Here is a 21,102-nt window from a genome sequence, read left to right as displayed (position 1 = left end):
GCGCGTTACCGCTCCACCAGCGCGCCGAGATTGGCGCGCACCCGCTGAAGCATCGCGCTGAACTGCTCGGCTTCTTCAGGCGTGAAGCCCGCCAGGGCTTCCGCCTGGACTTCGTCGCCCACGCGGCGTGCGCCCGTGAGCACGCCTTCCGCCTTGGGCGTGAGGCTCACCAGCCATTCTCGGCGGTCGTCCGGGTTGGGCGTGCGCGCGACCCAGCCGCCTTCTTCCATGCGCTCGAGCAGCCGCCCCGCGGAAATGGGCGCCACTTCCAGCAGTTCGGCGAGGCGCGCCTGATTCATGTCGCCGTAGTGCGCGAGGTACGCGATCATGCGGCACTGCGCGCGCGTGAGTTCGAGCGACGACTTCGCAAGCTCGTCGTAACGTTTGCCATAGAGCCGGCCCACGTCGACGACCAGGAAGCCAAAGCGCTTTTCGAGGTCGGTAGTCATCGCGCGATTATACGGGCGTGCGGCTTGCGCCTTCTCACGAGCGTCCTCTGCCTGGCGATACCGATTGCGTCGGCGGGGGCGAGTCGTATAATAAGCAGGCTTATTAATTCGGCACGCTCCGCCCCCAATCAAGATAGCCGCAAGACAACCGCACGATGACCGCAGTCATGCAGGACGGCGCCGCCGCGCAGCATCGGGCGGAGTCGGGCAAGGAAGCCCCGCTCAATCGCGGCATGATCACGCTTTCGATCATGCTCGCCACGCTGATGCAGACGCTCGACAGCACGATCGCCAATGTCGCGCTGCCGCACATGCAGGGTACGCTGTCTGCCTCCCAGGACGAGATCACCTGGGTGCTCACCTCGTATATCGTCGCGGCCGCCATTGCGACGCCGCTCACCGGCTGGCTCGCCGACCGCTACGGCGTGAAGCGGTTGCTGGGAGTCGCGATTGCGGGCTTCACCGTGGCCTCGGCGCTATGCGGGCTTTCCGAAACGCTCGGCGAGATCGTCGCTTCGCGGCTGTTGCAGGGCGTGTTCGGCGCGTCGCTCGTGCCACTCTCGCAGTCCATTCTTCTCGACATCAATCCGCGCGAGCGCCAGGGGCAGGCCATGGCGGTGTGGGGCATGGGCGTGATGGTCGGCCCCGTGCTAGGGCCAACGCTCGGCGGCTGGCTTACGGATAGCTACAACTGGCGCTGGGTGTTCTTCATCAACGTGCCGGTGGGCCTGTTCGCGTTTTTCGGCGTCTCGACGTTCATGCCCGCGCGTGTGCCGGGCCGCACGCAGCGCTTCGACGTATTCGGCTTCGCCACGCTCGCGCTTGCCATCGGCGCGCTGCAGGCGTTGCTCGACCGCGGCGAGCAGCTCGACTGGTTTGGCTCGCTGGAGATCCGCATCGAGGCGCTGGTTGCAGCCATTGCCTTTGCTTTCTTCATCGTGCATACGGCCACCTCGGGGCCCGGCACGTTTTTTCGCTACCAGCTGCTCAAGGACCGCAACTTCGCAACGGGCACGCTCTTCATCTTCGTGATCGGCGCGGTGCTCTACGCCACGCGCGCGCTGCTGCCGCCCATGCTGCAGAACCTCATGGGCTATCCGGTCGCGACCACCGGGCTCGTTACCGCGCCGAGCGGCGCGGGCACCATGGTCGCCATGCTGATAGCGGGGCGCATGCTGAAACGCGTCGACGCGCGCGTCATGCTGCTGTTTGGCTTCATGGTCTCCGCGTACGCGCTATGGCAGATGATGCAGTACACGCTGGTGCTCTCGCCCTCGGATATCGTGTGGCCGGGCGTGGTGCAGGGCTTTGGCCTGGGTTTCGTATTTGTGCCGCTTTCCGCGCTGACTTTCTCGACGCTGACACCGCAACTGCGCGCGGATGGCACGGCCACCTATAGCCTCATGCGCAACATCGGCAGCAGTATCGGCATTTCGATCGTGCAGACCTTCGTCACGCGCGGCACGCAGATCGCGCATTCGGACCTCGCCGCGAACATCACCCCGTTCAATCCGGCGGTTCAGCAGATGCTCGAAAGCGGTTCGCGGTACGATCTTGCCGTGCTCAACCAGTCGATCACGCAGCAGGCTCAGATGATTGCGTATCTGAACGACTTCAAGATGATGTTCGTGGCTACGCTGCTCGTAATTCCGCTGCTCTTTCTGATCCGCACCGGCCCGAGCGCCGCCACCGTCGATACGAGTCACGCGGCGATGGATTAGCGAAACGGTTCGTCTTCCGTTTCACCCTGGCCCGCGGCACGTCCGCGCGCCTTGCATTCGCGAATCCGATGCTCTCTGCCGTTTCCACTCTCCTACCGGTTTTCGGCCTCATTTTCGCGGGCTTCGCCTGCCGTCGCACGAATGTCCTCGGCCCGGCCGCGGCTTCTGAGCTGAACCGCTTCGTCGTGTGGCTCGCGCTTCCCGCGCTGCTCTTCGATATCCTTGCGCACGCAACGTGGCACGAGCTTTATCAGCCGGCATTCGTCGCCGCGTTTGGTCTTGCCGGGCTCGCCGTGTTCATCGCCGTGGTGGGCGCGCGCGTGTTCCTCGGCCGCCCGCTAGCGGATGCGAGCATCGACGGGCTTGCCGCCGCGTATCCGAATACCGGCTACGTGGGCTTCCCGCTGTGCATGATCGCATTCGGGCCGTCGAGCCTCACGCCCACGACCATCGCGACGATCCTCGTGGTCTGCGTGCTGTTCGCCATCGCGATCGTGCTGATCGAAACGGGGCTGCAAAGCGAGCGGCGTCCGCACCGGCTTGCCATCAAGGTCGTGCGCTCGCTCCTGCGCAATCCACTGCTGGTTGCGCCGGCGCTGGGGGCAGTCGTTTCGGCCGCGCATGTCACGCTGCCCGCTAGCGCGGAAACGTTCCTCAAGCTGCTGGGCGGCGCGGCGAGCCCGTGCGCGCTCGTAAGCCTCGGGCTCTTTCTCGCCGAACGCCGCGCGAGCGGCGAGGCGCCGCGTGAGTCGTCGTGGTGGCTCACGCTCTCCAAGCTCGTCGCGCAACCGCTGCTCACGTGGTGGCTGGCCGATCGCGTATTCGGGCTGCCCGACCCGCTCGTGGAAATCGCGGTGTTGCTCGTGGCGCTGCCCACGGGCACCGGCCCGTTCATGCTCGCAGAGTACTACCGGCGCGAGGCGCACGTGACTTCGCGCACCATTTTGCATTCCACGGTCGGTTCGCTCGTCACGCTCACGCTGATCTTGCTGCACCTGCACCACGGCTGAAAGCCGGCGAGGCACGATGCTTGCTGGCATGAAAGCCACTACGATCGATCAGGAGATTCGACGATGAACTGGCTACGACGCTTAAGCGCCGCGCGCGCCTCACTCGTCATCACCGTGGTGCTGACTGCAGCGGGCACGGGAGCTTGCACGCTGGGCGGCGCCGCCGCAGGCGGCTATGTCGGCAACAGGGCCACCAACGGCAGCGCGGTGGGTACCGTGGGCGGCGCCGTGGCCGGCGGCGTGATTGGCCATGAACTGAGCAAGTAAGCGCGCCGCGCGCGCGTCGGGATGTTGCGCCCCGGCGCGCGCGAGCCTTCCTGCTACTTCACTGCGCCAAGCGCGAGTCCCTTCACCATGTAGCGCTGCAGCCAGGCGAATACCACGGACACCGGCAGCGTGGCCGCGAGCGTCGCCGCCATGACGAGCTGCCATTCCACGGTGTACTTGCCGGCCACCATGTCGGTGACCTGGACCGTGAGCGTCTTGTTCTCGGGCGAGCGGATCAGCGTGTAGACCACGGCGAACTCATTCCACGCGCTGATGAACGTGAAGATCGCCGTGACCACCACGGCCGGCACCGCGAGCGGCAAGAATACGCGGAACACGGCGCCCGTGCGGCTGCAGCCTTCGAGCCACGCCGATTCTTCGAGGTCGCGCGGCACGGTCTGGAAATACGACGAGAGCATCCACACGGCAAACGCAATATTGAACGCCGCATAGGAGACGATCACGCCGATCTTCGAGTCGACGAGATTGCCATCGCCGTACGGAATCATCGCGGCGAGCCGGAACAGGCCGACCACGAGCAGAATGGGCGAGAGCATCTGCGTGACGAGCAGGAACTGGCGGTAAACGCCGCGCCCGCGGAACGGAAAGCGCGCGAGCGCGTAGGCGGCCGGCAGGCTCACGGCGAGCGCGAGCGCGGTGGAAAGACAGCTCACCACAATGCTGTTGCGCAGCGCGACGCCGAAGTTCGCGGCCTGCCACATGTCGACATAGTTCTGCCAGCGCCACTGCATCGGCAGCCAGCGCGCCGGATAGACGAACACTTCCGATGCCGGCTTGAACGAGGTGAAGAACATCACCGCGAACGGGAACAGCACGGCCACGACGAGCGGCGAGAGCGCGAGCCAGCACCAGATCGAGCGTTTGAGCTTGCGGTTCATGCGAGGTCTCCTTCGGCGCTGCCGCGTTTTGCCTGCAGGCGCAGGTAGACGACCGAGAATGCGAACAGGATGACGAGCATGATGAGCGAGACGGCGGCGGCTTCGCCAGGTCGTCCTAACCGGAAGCCGAGTTCGTAAAGGTAGGTGACGAGAATATGCGTGCTGTCGTCGGGACCGCCTTGCGTCATCACCCAGATGATCGGGAACGAGTTGAACACGTAGATCACGTTCAGCAGGATCGCCATGTTGATGAACGGCTTGAGCAGCGGCAGCGTGAGCTGGCGGAACTGTTGCCAGGCACTCGCGCCGTCGATGCGCGCGGCTTCGTAAATATCGCCCGGCACCGAGGAAAGGCCGCCCAGCAGGATCGTGGTCGTGAAGGGTATCGACACGAGTATGCCCACGCAGATTTCCACCGGGAACGCATATTCGGGCGTCGCGAGCCAGTGGATCGGCCCGGAAGTGAGGCCCAGGCGCTGCAGCGTGACGTTGACCATGCCGTAGTCGTCGTTGAACGCCCAGCGCCAGACCACGGCCGTCATCGTGAGCGAGACGGACCACGGCAGCATGACGATCGTGCGCGCAATGCCGCGGCCGTAAAAGTCCTGATTGAGCACGAGCGCGACCGGCACGGAAATCCCCACCGTGCCCACCACGACGAAGAATGTCCAGATCAGCGTGTTCCTCAGGGCGCTCATGAACACCGGGTCGCCGAACACGTTATAGAAGTTCTGCAGGCCGCTGAAGTCGCGAATCTGCCCGAAGCGCGACACATCGTGCAGCGACTGATACACGATGTTGAAGATCGGATAGCTGATGATGAAGAGCGCGAGCACGAGACTCGGCACGATCAGGAGCCAGGGCGCGCGGGGCGCGGATACGGCGCGGGGTTGTCGGCTCATGCGAGTTCGTGCGCGTGATCGGTCGGGGGCATCGCCGGCCGGTGCTGTGGCGGGCGAGGGCTTCAGGGGACCCGTAGTCATGTCGAATCGTCAGTGCTTCGAAACGTCGGTTCTCAGGCGTTGCGGTGCGCGCCGGAAACTTCGGGCGCGCGCCGGTGTTGCCATTAAGGCTTGCTTGCAGGTTTATTTGCCAAACTTACTTGCCAAGCGACTTGTTCGCTTCGGTGGCCGCCTGGTTCAGCGCATCGGCGGGCTTGGCCTTGCCGAGGTAGACCGACTGCATCGCGTTGGTCACGGCCTTTGCGGTGTCTTCCCAGCCCGTCACGGTCGGCGCGAACTTCGCATGCGGCAGGAGCGCGATGAAGGCTTGCGTGTCCGGGTCCTGGAACACGGGGTCGCTCGCTTCAGCCTTCGTGGTCGGCAGGAAGCCTTCCGTGCTCGTGAACTGCACGCGCGGTTCCTTCGTGAACAGGTAGTCCAGGAACTTCCAGGCGCTCTTCTTCACCTTGGAGTTCTTGAACATCATGATCGAGTCGGTCACCGCGTAGGTGGCGGGCGTCGTCGCAACCGGGATCGGGTCGATGCCGTACTTGATGTTCGGTGCTTCCTTCTTCAACTGCTTGGCGAGGAACGGCGCCGAGATCATCATCGCCACGCGGCCCTGCTTGAAGAGGTTCTGCACGTCTTCACGGCTGTAGCCCGTCACGCCCGGCTGCGTGAGACCTTCGTCGATCATGGTCTTGTACAGCGTCGCGGCCTTCACGCCAGCCGGCGAGTTGAATGCCGCCTTGCCGTCCTTGCCCACCACTTCGCCGCCGTGGGTCCACAACGCGTAGTAGAAATACACGTCGGTTTCGATTTCCTTGCCTTGCAGACCGAAGCCCGCAATGCCCTTCGCCTTCAGCTTCTTCGAGGCGTCGATCACGTCGTTCCAGGTCTTCGGGCCGCTCGGATAGCCGACCGAAGCGAGCATGTCCTTGTTGTAGTACAGCGCGCGCGCCGAAGCGGCGATCGGCAGGCCGTAGGTCTTGCCGTTGATTTGACCCGGAGCGAGGAACGGACCGATGAAGCGGCCCTTGAAGTTCGCATCCATGTACGGGTCGAGCGGCTCGGCAATGTCGTCCTTCACGAAGTCGAGCAGCCAGCGCGTGCCGATGATCGCGAGGTCGGCGTTGGCGCCGCCGGAGATGTCCGTTTGCAGCTTCTGTTGCAGCGAGTCCCAGTTCACGTCTTCGATCTTGATCGTGATGCCGGGATTGGCGGCCTCGAACTGCTTGGCCATTTTCTCGAAGTACGGGGCGGTGGCGTCGCTGTAGTGGGCGACGGTCACGCGGACCGTATCGGCGTGCGCCGCGGCGGTGATGCCGGCAAACGCTAGCGCGACGGCGAGCTTGCCGAGCATGGTGGTTGCACGTGCCTGAAACGACATTCTCTTTCTCCTGTGTCGATGGGAATTGGCGCTTTAGCGCTTAGTCCCATCCCATGCGGGTTGTTGTTGCTGGTGGTTGTTCCTGCTTATGTCGCCGCCGTGACCCGGCTGCTGGGTTGCGTTGTTTGAAAAAATCCTACAGGATGAAAAAAGCGTTGTCACCTGGTAAACTCGATATTGTTTCGAACGCCGGAATTTGCATAACATGCTGTAAAACAGGGGAAATTCATGCGCTGCAGCAGCGCGACGTGGTCGGTATAAACCCCTATACGGGCAACCGCGTGTCATTCGTATGTAGGAAATTTTCAGGCTCTCCGGCAAGACTGGCGAGCCGCACGGAGAGTCGACATGAGCCGGGTGGTGCTGGTGACGGGCGCGAGCGGCGGTATAGGCCGCGCGCTATGCAAACGGTTTCTGGAAGCGGGCGACACGGTGCTCGCGCTCGACCGCGACGCGGCGGGCGTGCGACAGCTCGCGGCGGAATTCGGCGAAGCGGGCGCGGCGCGGCTCGAACCGCTCGCCGCCGACGTGAGCGATCAGGCCGCCGTGACCGAAGCCGTGGCGCGCGGCGTGGCGGCGCGCGGCCCGGTGGACGTGGCCGTGGCGAATGCGGGCGGCGCGCTCGGCACGACGCTCGCGCATACCGACGCCGCGAGCTGGCGGCGCGACATCGACCTGAACCTGAACGGGACCTACTACACGGTCGAAGCCGTGCGCGCCTCGATGATCGAACGCCGGCGCGGCGCGCTCGTGCTGATCGGCTCGGTGAACGGCCTTTCGGCGCTCGGCCACCCCGCGTACAGCGCGGCGAAGGCGGCCCTCGTGAGCTACACGAAGGCGCTCGCCATGGAGCTGGGCCCGCACGGCATACGTGCGAACATCGTTTGTCCCGGCACGGTGAAGACGCCCGCGTGGCGCGCGCGTGTCGAGCAGCATCCGGAGATATTCGAAGAACTAAGCAAATGGTATCCGCTCGGCGACGTCGCCACGCCCGAGGATATCGCCGACGCCGTGCAGTTTCTCGCCTCGCCGCAGGCGCGCGTGATCACGGGCGTGGCGCTGCCCGTGGACGCGGGCCTCATGGCGGGCAACCGGCTGATGGCGAACGAGTTGACGCTCGATCCGTTCTGAGGCGCGCACGCGACGTTTCGACCTGAAAAGACTTCACGCAAACGAGGACAGCATGGCAGCGGTACAACTGAACGGCATCTACAAGCGCTATGGCGACACCCAGGTCGTGCACGGCGTCGACCTCGACATCGAAGACGGCGAATTCGTCGTGCTCGTCGGCCCCTCGGGTTGCGGCAAGACCACGGTGATGCGCATGATCGCCGGCCTCGAAGACATCTCCGGCGGCGACCTCACCATCGGCGGCACGCGTGCGAACGCGCTTCCGCCGCAGCAGCGCAACATCTCGATGGTGTTCCAGAGCTACGCGCTCTACCCGCATCTCTCGGTCTACGACAACATCGCGTTCGGTCCGCGCGTTCGCAAGGAGCGCGAGGACGGGTTCAAGCCGCGCATCGAAGCCGCCGCGAAAATGCTCAACCTTTCGGGCTACCTGGAGCGCCTGCCGCGCGCGCTCTCGGGCGGCCAGCGCCAGCGCGTCGCGATGGGCCGCGCCGTGGTGCGCGAGCCTGCGCTGTTCCTCTTCGACGAGCCGCTTTCGAACCTCGACGCCAAGCTGCGCGTGCAGATGCGCACCGAGATCAAGGCGCTGCACCAGCGCCTGCGCAACACGGTGGTGTACGTCACGCACGACCAGATCGAGGCGATGACGATGGCCGACCGCATCGTCGTGATGAACGCAGGGCGCATCGAACAGATTGGCCGCCCGCTCGACCTTTACGACAAACCGGGCAATCTGTTCGTGGCGAGCTTCCTGGGCTCGCCTTCGATGAACTTTGCCGTTGGCACGGTGATGAGCGACGCGCGCGGCACGGCGCTCGTGCTCGAAGACGGCGTGCGTATTGCCCTGCCGGAAGGCAAGGCTCAAGCGGGCACGCGCGTGACGCTTGGCGTGCGGCCCGAGCACATCGAGGCGGGCGGCGACGTGCCGTTCAACGTCGACGTGATCGAGCCGACTGGCGCGGAGACCCACATGTACGGGAAAATAGGCGACACGACATGGTGCGTCACCACGCGCGCGCGCCCGGACGTAGCGCCGGGCCAGCGCATGACGCTAGGTTTGCCTTTGGCGCACCTGCATCTGTTCGATACTGAAAGCGGCAAGCGGCTCGATTGAAGCGGAAGCACGCATCGAAACTGGATAGCGGGCCCTCATGTGAGCAGACCCTAGTATCTTCCACGGGAAAAACAGCTTGCCGGTCTCCAACCTGATCCATCACATCCGCAATGTCGCGGAGTCGCTGCGTCCCGCCGAGCGCAAGGTCGCAGAGATGGTGCTTGCCGACATCGACTTCGCCATGCGCGCGAGCATCACCGAGCTTGCGTTGCGCGCGGAAGTGTCCGAACCCTCCGTCACGCGCTTTTGCCGCGCGGTGGGCGCGCACGGCCTGCGCGACTTCAAGATGCGGCTCGCGCAGAGCGCGGCGGGCAACGTGCCCTTCGCGCTCGCCACGGAGATGACGGGCGGCGAGGCGAGCGGCGCCGGGTGGGCCGGCGAGGTCGGCACCCTGCTCGACAAGGTGACGGAGTCGGTCGTGCAGGGCGTGACCCATGCGCGCGCTTCGCTCGATATGGCGGTGTTCGAGGCTGCCGTTGCGGCGCTCTCCAGCGCGCGGCGCGTGTACTTTTTCGGCGTGGGCGCGGGTTCGGGGCTCGTTGCGCAAGACGCGGCGCTGCGCCTCCTGCGGCTCGATATCGCCGCGAGCGCGTTCACGGACGCGCATTTGCAGCGCCTTTACGCGGCGCTGCTCGAACCGGGCGACGTGGCGTTCGCGATCTCGCAGTCGGGGCGCAGCGTGGAAGTGAACGAGAGCATTCAGATCGCGAAGGAGCGCGGCGCGACGACCATCGCGCTCACGAGTGCGGGTTCGCGTCTCGCCTGGGTGGTGGATATTCCACTTTTGCTGCGCGTGCCCGCCGCGAGCGATGCGCACGCGCCCGCCGTGGTGCGCATCGCGCATCTCGCGGTGCTCGATGCGCTCGCGCTGGGCGTGTCGCTCGGGCTCGGGCCCAAGGCGCTTGAAAAGGTGCGTGAGGCGCAGGCGCGCAGCGATGGCGCGCCCGACGATGCTTCGGCGGTCGGCACGCCCGAAGACGGGCGTTGACGCTTACGCGACGTTGTTGACTCCGACTGCGCCTTCGCGCGGCTTGAGCTTCACCGGCATCGTATCCGGCACCATCGTAAAAGCCTGCACTTCCTGAATCTTCGCGGGATCGATCGCCAGTTCGATCGTGAACGACTTCATCAGCATCGAGAGCGCGAGGCGCATTTCCACTGTCGCGAGATGGCGGCCAGGACACACGCGCGGCCCTGCGCCGAACTGCAGATAAGCGCGCACGTCATGGGCTTTTTCATCGTCGGCTTCGCGTTCGCCGCGCTTCATCCAGCGCCACGGATCGTAGCGCTGCGGATCGGCAAAATGCTTGGCGTCGAGCATCGCGGGGCGCGCGACGAAGAACATGCGCGTGCCCTTGGGCAGCGCCACGTTGTCCACCACAACGTCTTCCAGCGGCTCGAACGAATGCACGGACGCCACCGGACGCAGACGCGTGGCTTCGATACAGATCGCTTCGAAAATATCGAGGTCTTTCAACGTTGCGTAGTCGGCGCATACCGTCGAATTGCCGAGCACTCGTGAAGCTTCGTCGCCGAGATGCTGCTGCAAGGCCGTGTCCGCGGCGAGGTAGGGCAGCGTCCACGCGATGGAATCGGCGGTCGTGTCTTCGCCCGCGATCAGGAGCGTGAGCACGTTTGCACGGATCTGCGCGTCGCTGATGGACGTGTCGCCGCCTGGCGCCTGCTGCTGCGCGAGCATCGCTTCGAGCAGATTGCGCGGCGTGTCCGATGGCTCGTCGCGCATGCGCTCGCGAGCGCGTACCATCATCGCGTTGACGTAGCGGTGCACTTCCTCGAGCGAGCGCTCGAGCTTGCGGTCCGCCGGCAGTTTGACGTATCGCCAGTACGGAAAGAGCGCATTCGTGCGCCGCATCACGCCTGGCAAGATACGCTCCAGATGCTCCTGAATCACGCCATGATCGCGTTCCAGCGTGCGCGGGTCTTCGCCGAAGGCGAGCGCGCTCGTCACGTCCACCGTGTAGCGTTTGAGATCGTCGGTCATCTCGACGGTTTCGCCGCGCTCGGCCGCGCGTTGCCAGCGGGTGTGAAGACGCTGCGTGATATCGGCCAGCGTGGGGTAGAACGCCTTGATGTTGGGGATCGAGAGCGCTTGCGTCACGAGCTTGCGCTGCGGCTCCCACGCAACGCCTTCTGCCGAGAAAAGACCGTTGAAGCCCATCTCTTCGAACACCGCTTCGATCGGCTGATAGCGGCGGAAGCGATGCGGGCGTTCGCGCATGATCTGCTGGATCAGCTCGGTATCGGTCCAGATCGTGATGGGGATGCCGCCCACCTGGAAGCGGTAGGGCGCGCCGAGCTCGGCGGCCCATTGTTCGAGGATCAAATGCAGACGCGGCGGCGAAAGCTGTAGCAGATTGCCGAGCAGCGGCAGGCCGCGCGGGCAGGGCAGGTCGGCGATCTGGCGCAACGTTTGGCGGGTCGATGCCGTGCTCATGTGCGGGTTCTCATCAGGTGGGCGTGCTGTTTTTTGTATTGCGCGCGAAAGGCGCTCATAGCGGCGCGGCCGCCGCGCCTTCCATATAACCGAAGCGCCGCGAGAGGCGTTCCGCGGCGGCGATCAGCAGTTGCACCGCCGTGCCTTCTCGCGCGATGTCGAGGCTGCCCGAAGGGCCCATCACCGCGAGCACGAGGCAAACGCTGCCGGTATGGTCGAACACGGGCGCGGTCACCGTGCTGATGCCGGGAATGGGTTTGTCGAGCGCCGTGTCCACGCCCTCGGCGCGAATGGCGGCGAGCCGCGCGAGGTAGGCGGCTGTGGCGCCCTCGCGCGGCTTCGCGCCCGCGAGCCGCAGTTCGTCCTGAGCGAGGAGGGCTGCGCGCACGTCGTCGTCGACCCATGCGGCGAACACGCGTCCGATCGACGTGTTCACGAGCGACATCACCGTGCCGGGGCGCAGGCTCACGTGCAGCGGCAGCGCCGATTCTTCGAGACGCACGACGGTCGGGCCGAGCGGCCCCGGCACCGCGAGCGCGACGCTCATCGCGGTGGCGGCGGCGAGGCCCACTAGCTCGGCATCGGCTTCGCGAACCGGCGAAAGACGCGCAAGGCCGATCAGGCCGAGTTCGAGACTGAGCGGTCCTGCTTCATAGCGGCCCGCCGCGTCGCGCGCGAGCAGGCCGATCTTCTGCAGGCTCACGAGGTGCGGGAAGGCCTTGGCGGGCGCCATCCCCGCGGCGGCGGCGAGGTCGCGCAACGGCAAGGGCGTGCCCGCCGCGACGAGCGCGGCGAGCAACTCGCCCGTGACATCGAGCGACTGGATGCCGCGTTGCGGCTTGTCGGCTTCGGGCGCAAAGCTGGCCGCGGTGTCTTCGGTCGCATCGTCGCGCGGCGGCTTGGAGCTTACTCGGGGCATGTCGGTGTCGAAGGAAAAGCGGTGGCGGCGATGTCAGCAGCAGCGTCGCGCAGCGCGCGCACGACCGCGCCGTTCGCGCGTACGTCGAGCGCCCCGCTTGCGCCGATAGCGGTGAGCGTGAGGCTCGGTTCGCGCCCAGGGCCGAGCACGGGCACGCACACGCTGCTCACACCGGGGCTGGGCGCGTCGATGGCGAGTTCGTAGCCGCGCGCGCGGATGGCGTCGAGCGAGGCGAGGAAAGCGGCGTCGGGCGTGCTTTCCTGGGGCGCGCTCGCGGCACTGGCCACGTGGCTGGTGCCGCGCCACACCGGCTGCGCGGTTTGTGTGGCCCATGCGGTTTCGAGCGCCTCGGGCCCGAGGAACGCGCAGAACGCACGGCCCGTGGCCGTGGCCCGCAGCGACATCACCGTGCCGACATGCAGGTTCACGTGCAGCGGCAGGCTCGCGTGCTCGTAGCGCACGATAGTCGGCCCCTGCGGCCCGGCAATACACAGCGCGACGCTGCAGTTGAGCGCCTGCGCGAGCGCGGCGGCGCGCGGCACGGCCTCGCGCAGCGCGGGTTGCTGCGCAAGATGCAGCAGGCCGAGGCGCAGCGCGAGCGGGCCGGGCTCATAGCGCCCCGAAAGCGCGTCGCGCTTGATGAGCCCGAGACGTGTCAGGCTCACGAGATAGGCGTGCGCCTGGCTCGACGGAATGTCGCCGCTCGCCGCGAGATCGGTGGCGCCAAGCGGCGCGCGCGCGTCGGCGAGGGCGCGCAGCAGGCGTCCGCCTACCTCCACGCTCTGAATGCCGCGCTGCGTGCGGGCCGCCGTCGCGCTGCTTTCCGGCGCGGACGCGGCGTTTTCGTTGCGACGTCTCATTGCGCTTTTCTCTGGCTGAAAAAGGGTCCATGTTAACTGAACGGCGGCAGCCGTTGGCGACCGCACGGGCTGCGGCGCGCTCCGGGTAGAAATTAGCGTATAGCAATATAATTCGCTATTGACAAATAAAAACGGGAAGACCATGATGGCCTCACCCCGACACAACAGCGGTCCATTTCAATTTCAAACGGGGCGAGACAACCAGGGTTGGCGCTCAACGCGCCCGGCCCTCGCGTGCTTCGCCCCGCCCGGCTTCAAGAGCCCCTCGATACGGAGACTCAACATGGCAAAGGCGTTCGCATCCCAGGCCGACCTCGAAGAAAAGAAGGTCACCTTCACGCAGCTCTCGGAAAACGCATACGCGTACACCACGGAAGGCGACCCCAACTCGGGTGTCATCATCGGCGACGACGGCGTGCTGATCGTCGACACCACGGCCACACCCGCCATGGCGCAGGACCTCATCGCCAAGATCCGCACCGTTACCGACAAGCCCATCAAATACGTCGTGCTCTCGCACTATCACGCGGTGCGCGTGCTGGGCGCTTCGGCGTACTTCAAGGAAGGCGCGCAGCAGATCATCGCGAGCCGCGGCACGTATGAAATGATCGTCGAGCGCGGCGAAGCCGACATGAAGTCGGAAATCGAGCGCTTCCCGCGTCTCTTTGCAGGCGTGGAAACGGTGCCGGGCCTCACGTGGCCCACGCTCGTGTTCGAGAAGGAAATCACGCTGTTCCTCGGCAAGCTCGAAGTGAAGATCGCGCACCTCGGCTCGGGTCACACGAAGGGCGACACGGTGGTGTGGCTGCCGCAGCAGAAGGTGCTGTTCTCGGGAGACCTCGTCGAATACGACGCTGCGTGCTATTGCGGCGACGCCCAGCTTGCCGACTGGCCCGCCACGCTCGAAGCGCTGCGCTCGCTTGGCGCCGAAAAGCTCGTGCCCGGCCGCGGCCCCGCGCTGCTCAACCCCGCGGAAGTCAACAAGGGTCTCGATTACACGAAGGACTTCGTGACCACGCTGCTCGCCCAAGGCCGCGCCGCCGTGGAACAGAAGCTCGACCTGAAGGGCGCGATGTCGCTCACGCGCGAGGCAATGGACCCGAAGTTCGGCCACGTGTTCATCTATGAGCACTGCCTGCCATTCGACGTGACGCGTGCTTATGACGAGGCGAGCGGCATGACGCATCCGCGCATCTGGACGGCGCAGCGCGACAAGGAGATGTGGGACGCGCTGCAGGACTAAAGCGACAAACGTCTGGAATACGTGGAGCCTTGCCTGGGATCGCAGTAGGCGCTAAAGCGCCAACTGCGATCGACAGCGGCATGGGACCAGAGTAAGGCGCTAAAGCGCCAACTCTGGTCGACAGGAGACAAAACGATGATCGACTATCAGACGCTGAGCTTCGACTACGCGCGATGCAGCGAACAAACCCCAGACGCCGCCGCGTGCGTGCGTCCGGTCGTGGTGGTCGGCGCGGGGCCGGTGGGCCTTGCGACGGCCATCGACCTCGCGCGGCAAGGCGTGCAGGTGGTGCTCGTGGACGACGACTGCACGCTTTCCACGGGCTCGCGCGCCATCTGCTTTTCCAAGCGCTCGCTCGATATCTTCGATCGCCTCGGCTGCGGCGATCGCATGGTCGAAAAGGGCGTGAGCTGGAACGTGGGCAAGGTGTTCCGCAAGGACGAACTCGTCTACACGTTCAACCTGCTGCCCGAAAGCGGTCATCATCGACCGGCTTTCGTGAATCTTCAGCAGTACTACGTGGAAGGCTACCTGCTCGAGCGTGCGCAGGCATTGCCGAACCTCGAAATCCGCTGGAAAAACAAGGTGACGGGCGTCGCGCAGCACGGCACGCCGGGCGCAAGCGATGCACACGTCGCGCTCGAAATCGAAACGCCCGACGGCCCGTACACGCTGCTCGCGCGCTACGTGGTGGCCGCCGACGGCTCGCGCAGCCCGCTGCGCAAGCTGCTCGGCCTCGACAGCCACGGCCGCACGTTCAAGGACCGCTTCCTCATCGCCGACGTGAAGATGGAAGCCGACTTCCCCACCGAACGCTGGTTCTGGTTCGATCCGCCGTTCCATCCGAACCAGTCGGTGCTACTGCATCGCCAGCCGGACAACGTCTGGCGCATCGACTTCCAGCTCGGCTGGGACGCCGACCCGGTGCTCGAAAAAACGCCCGAGCGCGTGATTCCGCGTGTGCGCGCGCTGCTCGGGCCCGACGTGAAGTTCGAGCTGGAGTGGGTGAGCATCTACACGTTCTCGTGCCTGCGCATGGACAGCTTCCGCCAGGGCAACGTGCTGTTCGCGGGCGACTCGGCGCATCTGGTTTCACCGTTCGGCGCGCGCGGTGCGAATAGTGGGTTCCAGGACGGCGAGAACCTCGCATGGAAGCTCGCAATGGTGCTGGAGAACCATGCGCCCGACGCGCTGCTCGACACCTACGCGAGCGAGCGCGAATACGCAGCCGACGAAAACATCCGCAACTCCACGCGCTCGACCGACTTCATCACGCCGAAGAGCGCCGTGAGCCGCGTGTTCCGCGACGCGGTGCTGACGCTCGCTCGCGAGCATGCATTTGCGCGGCAACTGGTGAACAGCGGCCGGCTTTCCGTGCCGGCGGTGTTGCGCGAATCGACCTTGAACACGCCCGACGAAGAGACGTTCGACGGCCAGATGGAGCCGGGCGCTTCGTGCGCAGACGCGCCGGTGCGAAACGCAGCGGGTGACGAGAGCTGGCTGCTTGCGCATCTGGGCGACCAGTTCTCGGGCCTCGTTTTCAGCCGTGCTGGCTCGGCGTTCGATACCACGACGGTCGACACGCTGCACGCGCTTTCGCGTTCACCGGTGCCGCTCAAGTTCGTGGTGATGCTCGAAGGCGATGCGGCTGTGCCCCCGGGTCTGCCGGCATCAACGGTGGTGTTGCGCGACATGCAGGGGCTGGCGGCGCAGCGCTACGGTGCGCTGGACGGCGCGTTCTATCTGATTCGTCCGGACCAGCACGTGAGCGCGCGCTGGCGGCGCGCCGATGCGGCGTGCGTGGAGAGCGCGCTCAAGCGGGCGCTTTGCGTGCAAGGCACGGCATAGAGGAACGAGGAGACAACCATGCTGAACACCCAACCGAATCTGGCCAGACCGGACGACTTTTACGAAGCGCTGATCGACATGCATCGCGATCTCGACGAGGCGCAAAGTCAATCGGCCAATGCGCAACTGATCCTGCTGCTCGCGAACCACATTGGCGAGCACGAAACGCTGATGCAAGCGCTTCGCTTCGCGCGCGCAGGCGTGAGTGCGCCGGCGAGCAACGGCGCGACGGGAAAACTTGCGGCGTGAAAGACTGAAAGAGACTGATAGCGTTGACACATGCGGCCAGTGCGAACTGGCCGCATTCATTTACGCCACGCGATTCACGGCCCATTTGCAGCACTTCTTGCGCAAGCAATCGTTTGCGCTTGTAAAGCGCGCACGACACATCGGCGCACAGGCTCGCGCCAAGGGCTTTCGGCACGCTTTCCACGCGTGTCATCTATGCAAGGTGATTCAAGAACGTCTTGGGAAACGCCGTAAACGCGGCACGTAGCACTCACTTCGCACACGCATGAGATAGTCAGACAAATGCGGGCGATAGAATCGTTTTCCGGGGATAGAACTTGAATCGCAGCAGTCAAACATGGTCGCGTACGGCGGCGCCGGGCGAGATCATTTATTCGGAAGGCTTTGCAGGCGAACGGTTGATCTTCGTGATCGCCGACGGCAAGGTCGAAATCTCCACCCGCTGCGACGACAAGAAAGTCGTGATGGCCACGCTGGGACGCGGAGAATTTTTCGGCGAGACCGCGCTGCTCGGCGCGGAACCGCGACCGAACACGGCGAAGGCGCTCAGCTTTTGCCAGTTGACCGTCGTGTCGGCGAGCCTCATCGAAGAAGAACTCGAACGCGTCACGCCGATGCTGCGCCACGTGGTGCGCACGCTCACGCGGCGGGTCAAGGCGAAGGACGATCTGCTCGCCACCTACACCCATGCCGACTTCATGCCGGGCGTACTTTCGTACGCGCACGTGCTCGCGCTGATCGCTGGCGCGAGCGATCGCGCCGAAAGCAGCGATACCTGGTCGCGGCACGGCGCGAGTGGCGCTGAAGTGAGCGTGCCGCTCGCCGACGTCGTGCAGAAATGCCGTGCGGTGGCCGGCCATTCGCGTCCGCATGTGATGGCCATGCTCCGGCGTATGGAAAAGCTCAATCTCGTCGCGATGCAAAGCGGGCAGGCCACGCACCTCGCCAATAACGCGGCAGCGGCAGAAGGCGCATTGGGCCGCCAGGTGGTGACGTTCGACCCCGTGCGCATCGTGGAGCGCGCGACGCAGGTCGCGGACAGCGATCTCGATGTGTCGATCAACAGCGAACTCGAACTGATCGAACTGGGCGATCTCGAAGCGCTGATCGGCGTGGAGCGCAAGGTCATTCTCAACAAGCTCTCGCACGCCGAAATCGCCGACGAGGTCTTCGCGTTCCGCAAGTCGAAGGTGCTCAACTTCGTCGAGCAAAAGGGCGTGGCGTATTTCTCGAAGCGCGCGAGCCGCGGCTCGGGCGAACTCAAGGCGCTCGACGATCTGTTGTTCGTCGATCAGCGCACGCTGTTCGAAGCCGTGAGTGCGCTCGATACCTACGATCTCGCGAAACTGCTCGCCTCGATCGAGGATCAGGCCGTATCCGAGCGCCTGCTCTCGGTGATGGCGGACGCACGCAAGAACGAAGTGTCGTGGGTCATGCGCCGCGACATCAAAATCGATCCCGTGGAAGTCGAGGACATCGAGCAGCGCCTGCTTGAAGCGGTGCGTGCACTCAAATCGCCTGGCGCGCGCCAGGCGGATCGCTGAGTTGGGAGACACGCATGGATCTGCTTACCCTGATCGGTATCGCCATTGGCGCGCTCGCTGTGATCGCGGGCTTCTCGCTAGAAGGCGGCCATTTCGTCACGCTGCTCCAGCCCGAGGCGCTTGCCATCGTGCTGGGCGGCACGCTCGGCGCCGTGATGATCCAGAACACGTGGGCGCGCTTCTTCGACGCCATGAAGCATTTGCGCATGGCCTTCGTGAGAGCGCCGCGCGTAGACGAAGCGAGCCTCGCCGTCGTGCTGGAGTGGGGCGATCAGGCCAAGCTCAACGGTCTGCTCGCATTCGAGTCGATGGATCTGCGGGGCATTCATCCGTTCGCGCGCCGCGGGCTCGAACTGCTTGCGAGCGGTGTTTCGACCGCCGTTCTCGAAGATGCGCTTCAGCGCGAACTCGAAGCCTCCGGGCGCAAGCACATGGCGGCGGCGCGTGTGTGGCAGCAGGCGGGCGGCTATGCGCCCACGTTCGGCATTCTCGGCTCGGTGCTCGGCCTGATCCAGGTCACGGGGCATCTGATCGAGCCTGCCGAACTCGGACCGGGCATTGCCGTGGCCTTCGTCGCCACGCTTTACGGCCTTGCTTTCGCGAACCTCGTTTTTCTGCCGCTATATGGCAAGATGCGCGCGCATATCGAAAACGAATTGCGTCTGCGCAAGCTCTATCTTGACGGCCTGCTCGCCATTTCGCGCAAGGAGTCGCCCCACACGATCGCCACGCGCCTCGCTGGCGAGGTAGGCGGCAAGACCGGCAGTTTGCAGGACGAAGCGAACGTGTGGGCGTTGGACACGACGCGCGCGAACTGACCCACCCATGACTGCCGATAAAGACCTGCCGCTCACGGCGCAATTCGATCACGACGAGGACGAAGGCGGCGAATCGAGTTCCGGCCGTTGGCTCATTTCCTACGCGGACTTGATCACGACGTTGATGGTGCTGTTCCTCGCGCTCTATGCGATGCAGCTCGCAAAGCATAAGGAATCCGAAATACGCTCGGCGGCACAACCCACGACCACGGCGGCATCGGTCGAGAAAATGCCTCCCGTCGATCAGGCGCTGCTCGCCGCGCTCGAAACGCTGCGCCAGCGCGGCGAGATCACGATCGTACCGGCGGCGCGCGGCGTGGAGATCGGCATCAACGCGAAGATCCTGTTCAACGCGGGCGATGCGACGCTGCTGCCCGAATCGCTTGGCGTCCTGAGCCGTATCGCCGAGGCGCTGCGCGCGGCGCCGGCGGGCAATATCCTCGTGGAAGGGCACACCGACAGCACGCCGATTTCGAACGCGAAATACGCGTCGAACTGGGAGCTCTCTTCGGCGCGCGCGGGCGCGGTGGTGCGCTATCTGGTCGAGCGCGGCCTCGAGCCTCACCGGCTCGCCGCGATTGGCCGCGCCGACAACTTCCCGCTCGTGGCAGGCAACGACCCCGCGAGCCGCGCGCTGAATCGGCGAGTGACGTTGATCGTGCAGCGCTGAAGCGCTCACCCTTCGCGTGATTGCCAAAGCAAACGCGCGTTACACCTGCATGGACGGCACATCCTTCATGCAGCGCAAGGCGAACATCGACCGGCTGTGGCGAATGCTCGAGATGCGATAGAGCTTCTCGCGCAGGAAACGCTCGTAGCCGGCGGTGCCGTCCACCGCCACCTTGATCCAGTAGTCGTACTCGCCGGAGACGAGATAGGCCTCCAGCACTTCGGGGAGCGCCGCGAGTTCGGCGCCGAAGCGCGCGAGCGCGTCGTCTTCGTGGCGGTCGAGCGTCACTTCCAGAATCACGATGTCGGCGTAGCCCAGCTTTTGCTGGTTCACGAGCGCGACATAGCCGTCGATATAGCCATCGGCTTCGAGCTGGCGCGTGCGGTTCCAGCACGCGGTGGTGGACATGCCGACCTGCTCGGCCAGTTCGGCGTTCGAAAGTCGGGCGTTCTTTTGCAGGGCGCTGAGGATCTTGCGGTCCTGGTTGTCGAGCGCTTTGGGCGGGCGTTCACGAGGGCTCATGGTAAAAAAGAATCTTGTACAGGTGGGAGCAATTTTAGCGGAAGAAGATTCCGTAGATTGATCATTTATTCCGGAAAACCGGAAGCCTATACCGGCTATTCCCCGGTATATTTTCCACATGCCTTCTTGCCTGGCACGACCCACGCGGCCACCTCCCCGCAGTGGGGAGCGCCGCCGCAGCCACGAGCCGCGGTGGTCCGTCAGGGCCGGTTTCCGTTGCACCCTGCGGCGGCTACCGGGCGTTGCGCGCGTTCACCACGCAGCCGGCAATGTCCGGTCAGGCAGATGGCATTTGAAAACCGCGCTTTCGCGCGGTTTTTTGTTGCCCGTTTTCGATACCCGTTTTCGATACCTTTCGCTACCCCGAGCGCCGTTCGTCACAACGTCTTCGCCAGCACGCCCCGCAATGTCGATTCAGCTGTATCTATCTTTTCTCGCCGCCGCGCTCGTCCTTGTCTACACGCCCGGTCCCGTCAATGTGCTCACCATGAGCCAGTCGCTCCACGCCGGCTGGCGCCGCGCGCTGCCCTGCGTCTGGGGCGGCACGCTCGCGGTGCTGCTCCAGCTCGCGCTGACGGCGCTGTGCCTCAATTCGCTGCTGCTCATTAGTGAGCATTCACTTACGTTGTTACGCTGGCTGGGTGCGGCCTATCTTGTCTGGCTGGGCTGCAAACAGTGGCGCAGCCGCTCTCTGACGGGCACGGATGCGCCTGCCGAAGCCGACGATGCAAGCCGTCGCGATTTGTTCTGGCGCGGATTCGCGACCTCCGGGCTCAATCCGAAGACCTTGCTGTTCTTCCCTTCGTTTTTCCCGCAGTTCATGAGTGCCGATGCGCCCTGGAGCGCCAACCGTCGGTACTTGCTGCTGGCGGCGACGTTTGCGCTGCTGTTTGCGGGCGGCGTGGCTTCGATGGCGCTGTTTTCGCACCGGCTGCGCCACGTGCTGCAGCGGCCCAGGCGCATGCGCGCCGTGAATCGCCTGATGGGCAGCCTGCTCGTGGGAATGGGCGCGATGATGGCCGGCTTGCGCTGAGCGGGCAGGCGGCGGATGG

At 65.0% G+C, this 21,102-nt stretch carries 21 protein-coding genes; 13 read left to right on the top strand and 8 right to left on the bottom strand.

Features of this window, described 5'->3' with window-relative positions:
- Nucleotides 1-5: 5 nt before the first annotated feature.
- Entirely contained in the window at nt 6-449 is a 444-nt protein-coding gene (locus tag M3I54_RS03685) for a MarR family winged helix-turn-helix transcriptional regulator (protein ID WP_254333113.1), read from the bottom strand.
- Nucleotides 450-682: 233 nt separating this feature from the next.
- Here M3I54_RS03685 and M3I54_RS03680 point away from each other — a divergent pair, with 233 nt between their 5' ends.
- From M3I54_RS03680 to M3I54_RS03670, 3 genes are all read left to right on the top strand, one after another.
- Entirely contained in the window at nt 683-2,170 is a 1,488-nt protein-coding gene (locus tag M3I54_RS03680; RefSeq protein WP_254333328.1) for a DHA2 family efflux MFS transporter permease subunit, read from the top strand.
- 68 nt (nt 2,171-2,238) lie between these two features.
- Nucleotides 2,239-3,180 (top strand): AEC family transporter, encoded by a 942-nt coding sequence (locus tag M3I54_RS03675; RefSeq protein ID WP_254333112.1) that lies wholly within the window; start codon nt 2,239-2,241, stop codon nt 3,178-3,180.
- Between the two features lie 63 nt (nt 3,181-3,243).
- Nucleotides 3,244-3,447 carry a glycine zipper 2TM domain-containing protein gene (locus tag M3I54_RS03670; protein ID WP_233884092.1) on the top strand — a complete coding sequence of 68 codons (204 nt, stop codon included), beginning with the start codon at nt 3,244-3,246 and terminating at the stop codon, nt 3,445-3,447.
- A gap of 53 nt (nt 3,448-3,500) precedes the next feature.
- On the opposite strand, the gene M3I54_RS03665 is transcribed toward M3I54_RS03670, so the two are convergent.
- The 3 genes from M3I54_RS03665 to M3I54_RS03655 all read right to left on the bottom strand — a co-directional run bounded on the left by M3I54_RS03665 (nt 3,501) and on the right by M3I54_RS03655 (nt 6,677).
- Nucleotides 3,501-4,346, bottom strand: coding sequence for a carbohydrate ABC transporter permease (locus tag M3I54_RS03665; RefSeq protein WP_233884094.1), 846 nt, complete (start codon nt 4,344-4,346; stop codon nt 3,501-3,503).
- Nucleotides 4,343-5,248, bottom strand: a complete 906-nt coding sequence (locus tag M3I54_RS03660) for a carbohydrate ABC transporter permease (protein WP_254333111.1) — start codon at nt 5,246-5,248, stop codon at nt 4,343-4,345. The genes M3I54_RS03665 and M3I54_RS03660 overlap by 4 nt, the downstream gene beginning before the upstream one ends.
- Nucleotides 5,249-5,444: 196 nt before the next feature.
- Nucleotides 5,445-6,677, bottom strand: a complete 1,233-nt coding sequence (locus M3I54_RS03655; RefSeq protein ID WP_254333110.1) for an ABC transporter substrate-binding protein — start codon at nt 6,675-6,677, stop codon at nt 5,445-5,447.
- A 348-nt stretch (nt 6,678-7,025) separates the two neighbouring features.
- Here M3I54_RS03655 and M3I54_RS03650 point away from each other — a divergent pair, with 348 nt between their 5' ends.
- The 3 genes from M3I54_RS03650 to M3I54_RS03640 all read left to right on the top strand — a co-directional run bounded on the left by M3I54_RS03650 (nt 7,026) and on the right by M3I54_RS03640 (nt 9,910).
- A complete protein-coding gene (locus tag M3I54_RS03650) occupies nt 7,026-7,808 on the top strand; it encodes an SDR family oxidoreductase (protein ID WP_254333109.1) in 783 nt (260 codons plus the stop codon).
- Between the two features lie 52 nt (nt 7,809-7,860).
- Nucleotides 7,861-8,922 carry an ABC transporter ATP-binding protein gene (locus M3I54_RS03645; RefSeq protein WP_254333107.1) on the top strand — a complete coding sequence of 354 codons (1,062 nt, stop codon included), beginning with the start codon at nt 7,861-7,863 and terminating at the stop codon, nt 8,920-8,922.
- Nucleotides 8,923-8,998: 76 nt separating this feature from the next.
- Entirely contained in the window at nt 8,999-9,910 is a 912-nt protein-coding gene (locus M3I54_RS03640) for a MurR/RpiR family transcriptional regulator (RefSeq protein ID WP_254333105.1), read from the top strand.
- A gap of 3 nt (nt 9,911-9,913) precedes the next feature.
- Here the strand turns inward: M3I54_RS03640 and M3I54_RS03635 are convergent, their stop codons facing one another.
- From M3I54_RS03635 to M3I54_RS03625, 3 genes are read right to left on the bottom strand one after another with little or no spacing between them, the layout of a single operon-like run.
- Nucleotides 9,914-11,377: a cytochrome P450 gene (locus tag M3I54_RS03635; protein ID WP_254333102.1), complete on the bottom strand. Its 1,464-nt coding sequence runs from the start codon at nt 11,375-11,377 to the stop codon at nt 9,914-9,916.
- 55 nt (nt 11,378-11,432) lie between these two features.
- Nucleotides 11,433-12,296: an IclR family transcriptional regulator gene (locus tag M3I54_RS03630; protein ID WP_254333100.1), complete on the bottom strand. Its 864-nt coding sequence runs from the start codon at nt 12,294-12,296 to the stop codon at nt 11,433-11,435.
- Entirely contained in the window at nt 12,284-13,156 is an 873-nt protein-coding gene (locus M3I54_RS03625) for an IclR family transcriptional regulator (RefSeq protein ID WP_254333098.1), read from the bottom strand. The genes M3I54_RS03630 and M3I54_RS03625 overlap by 13 nt, the downstream gene beginning before the upstream one ends.
- Before the next feature lie 283 nt (nt 13,157-13,439).
- On the opposite strand from M3I54_RS03625, the gene M3I54_RS03620 reads away from it, so the two are divergent.
- The 6 genes from M3I54_RS03620 (at nt 13,440) to M3I54_RS03595 (ending at nt 19,528) form a co-directional block, all read left to right on the top strand.
- Nucleotides 13,440-14,399, top strand: coding sequence for an MBL fold metallo-hydrolase (locus M3I54_RS03620; protein ID WP_254333096.1), 960 nt, complete (start codon nt 13,440-13,442; stop codon nt 14,397-14,399).
- Between the two features lie 135 nt (nt 14,400-14,534).
- A complete protein-coding gene (locus M3I54_RS03615; protein WP_254333094.1) occupies nt 14,535-16,247 on the top strand; it encodes an FAD-dependent oxidoreductase in 1,713 nt (570 codons plus the stop codon).
- An 18-nt stretch (nt 16,248-16,265) separates the two neighbouring features.
- Nucleotides 16,266-16,496: a DUF2783 domain-containing protein gene (locus M3I54_RS03610; RefSeq protein ID WP_254333091.1), complete on the top strand. Its 231-nt coding sequence runs from the start codon at nt 16,266-16,268 to the stop codon at nt 16,494-16,496.
- Between the two features lie 317 nt (nt 16,497-16,813).
- Nucleotides 16,814-18,040, top strand: coding sequence for a cyclic nucleotide-binding domain-containing protein (locus tag M3I54_RS03605; protein ID WP_254333089.1), 1,227 nt, complete (start codon nt 16,814-16,816; stop codon nt 18,038-18,040).
- 14 nt (nt 18,041-18,054) lie between these two features.
- Complete coding sequence (locus M3I54_RS03600) at nt 18,055-18,858, top strand: flagellar motor protein (protein ID WP_254333087.1); 804 nt, start codon at nt 18,055-18,057, stop codon at nt 18,856-18,858.
- A 7-nt stretch (nt 18,859-18,865) separates the two neighbouring features.
- Nucleotides 18,866-19,528, top strand: a complete 663-nt coding sequence (locus M3I54_RS03595; RefSeq protein ID WP_254333085.1) for an OmpA family protein — start codon at nt 18,866-18,868, stop codon at nt 19,526-19,528.
- A 39-nt stretch (nt 19,529-19,567) separates the two neighbouring features.
- Here the strand turns inward: M3I54_RS03595 and M3I54_RS03590 are convergent, their stop codons facing one another.
- A complete protein-coding gene (locus M3I54_RS03590; RefSeq protein ID WP_028202732.1) occupies nt 19,568-20,050 on the bottom strand; it encodes an Lrp/AsnC family transcriptional regulator in 483 nt (160 codons plus the stop codon).
- 406 nt (nt 20,051-20,456) lie between these two features.
- Between M3I54_RS03590 and M3I54_RS03585 the strand changes: the two genes are divergently transcribed.
- A complete protein-coding gene (locus M3I54_RS03585; RefSeq protein ID WP_254333084.1) occupies nt 20,457-21,083 on the top strand; it encodes a LysE family translocator in 627 nt (208 codons plus the stop codon).
- The last annotated feature ends 19 nt before the right edge of the window (nt 21,084-21,102 follow it).

Origin of the sequence: Paraburkholderia sp. CNPSo 3274 (genome assembly GCF_024206475.1) — a bacterium.
Lineage (GTDB): Bacteria > Pseudomonadota > Gammaproteobacteria > Burkholderiales > Burkholderiaceae > Paraburkholderia.
This window is presented reverse-complemented; position numbering and strand designations above follow the sequence as displayed.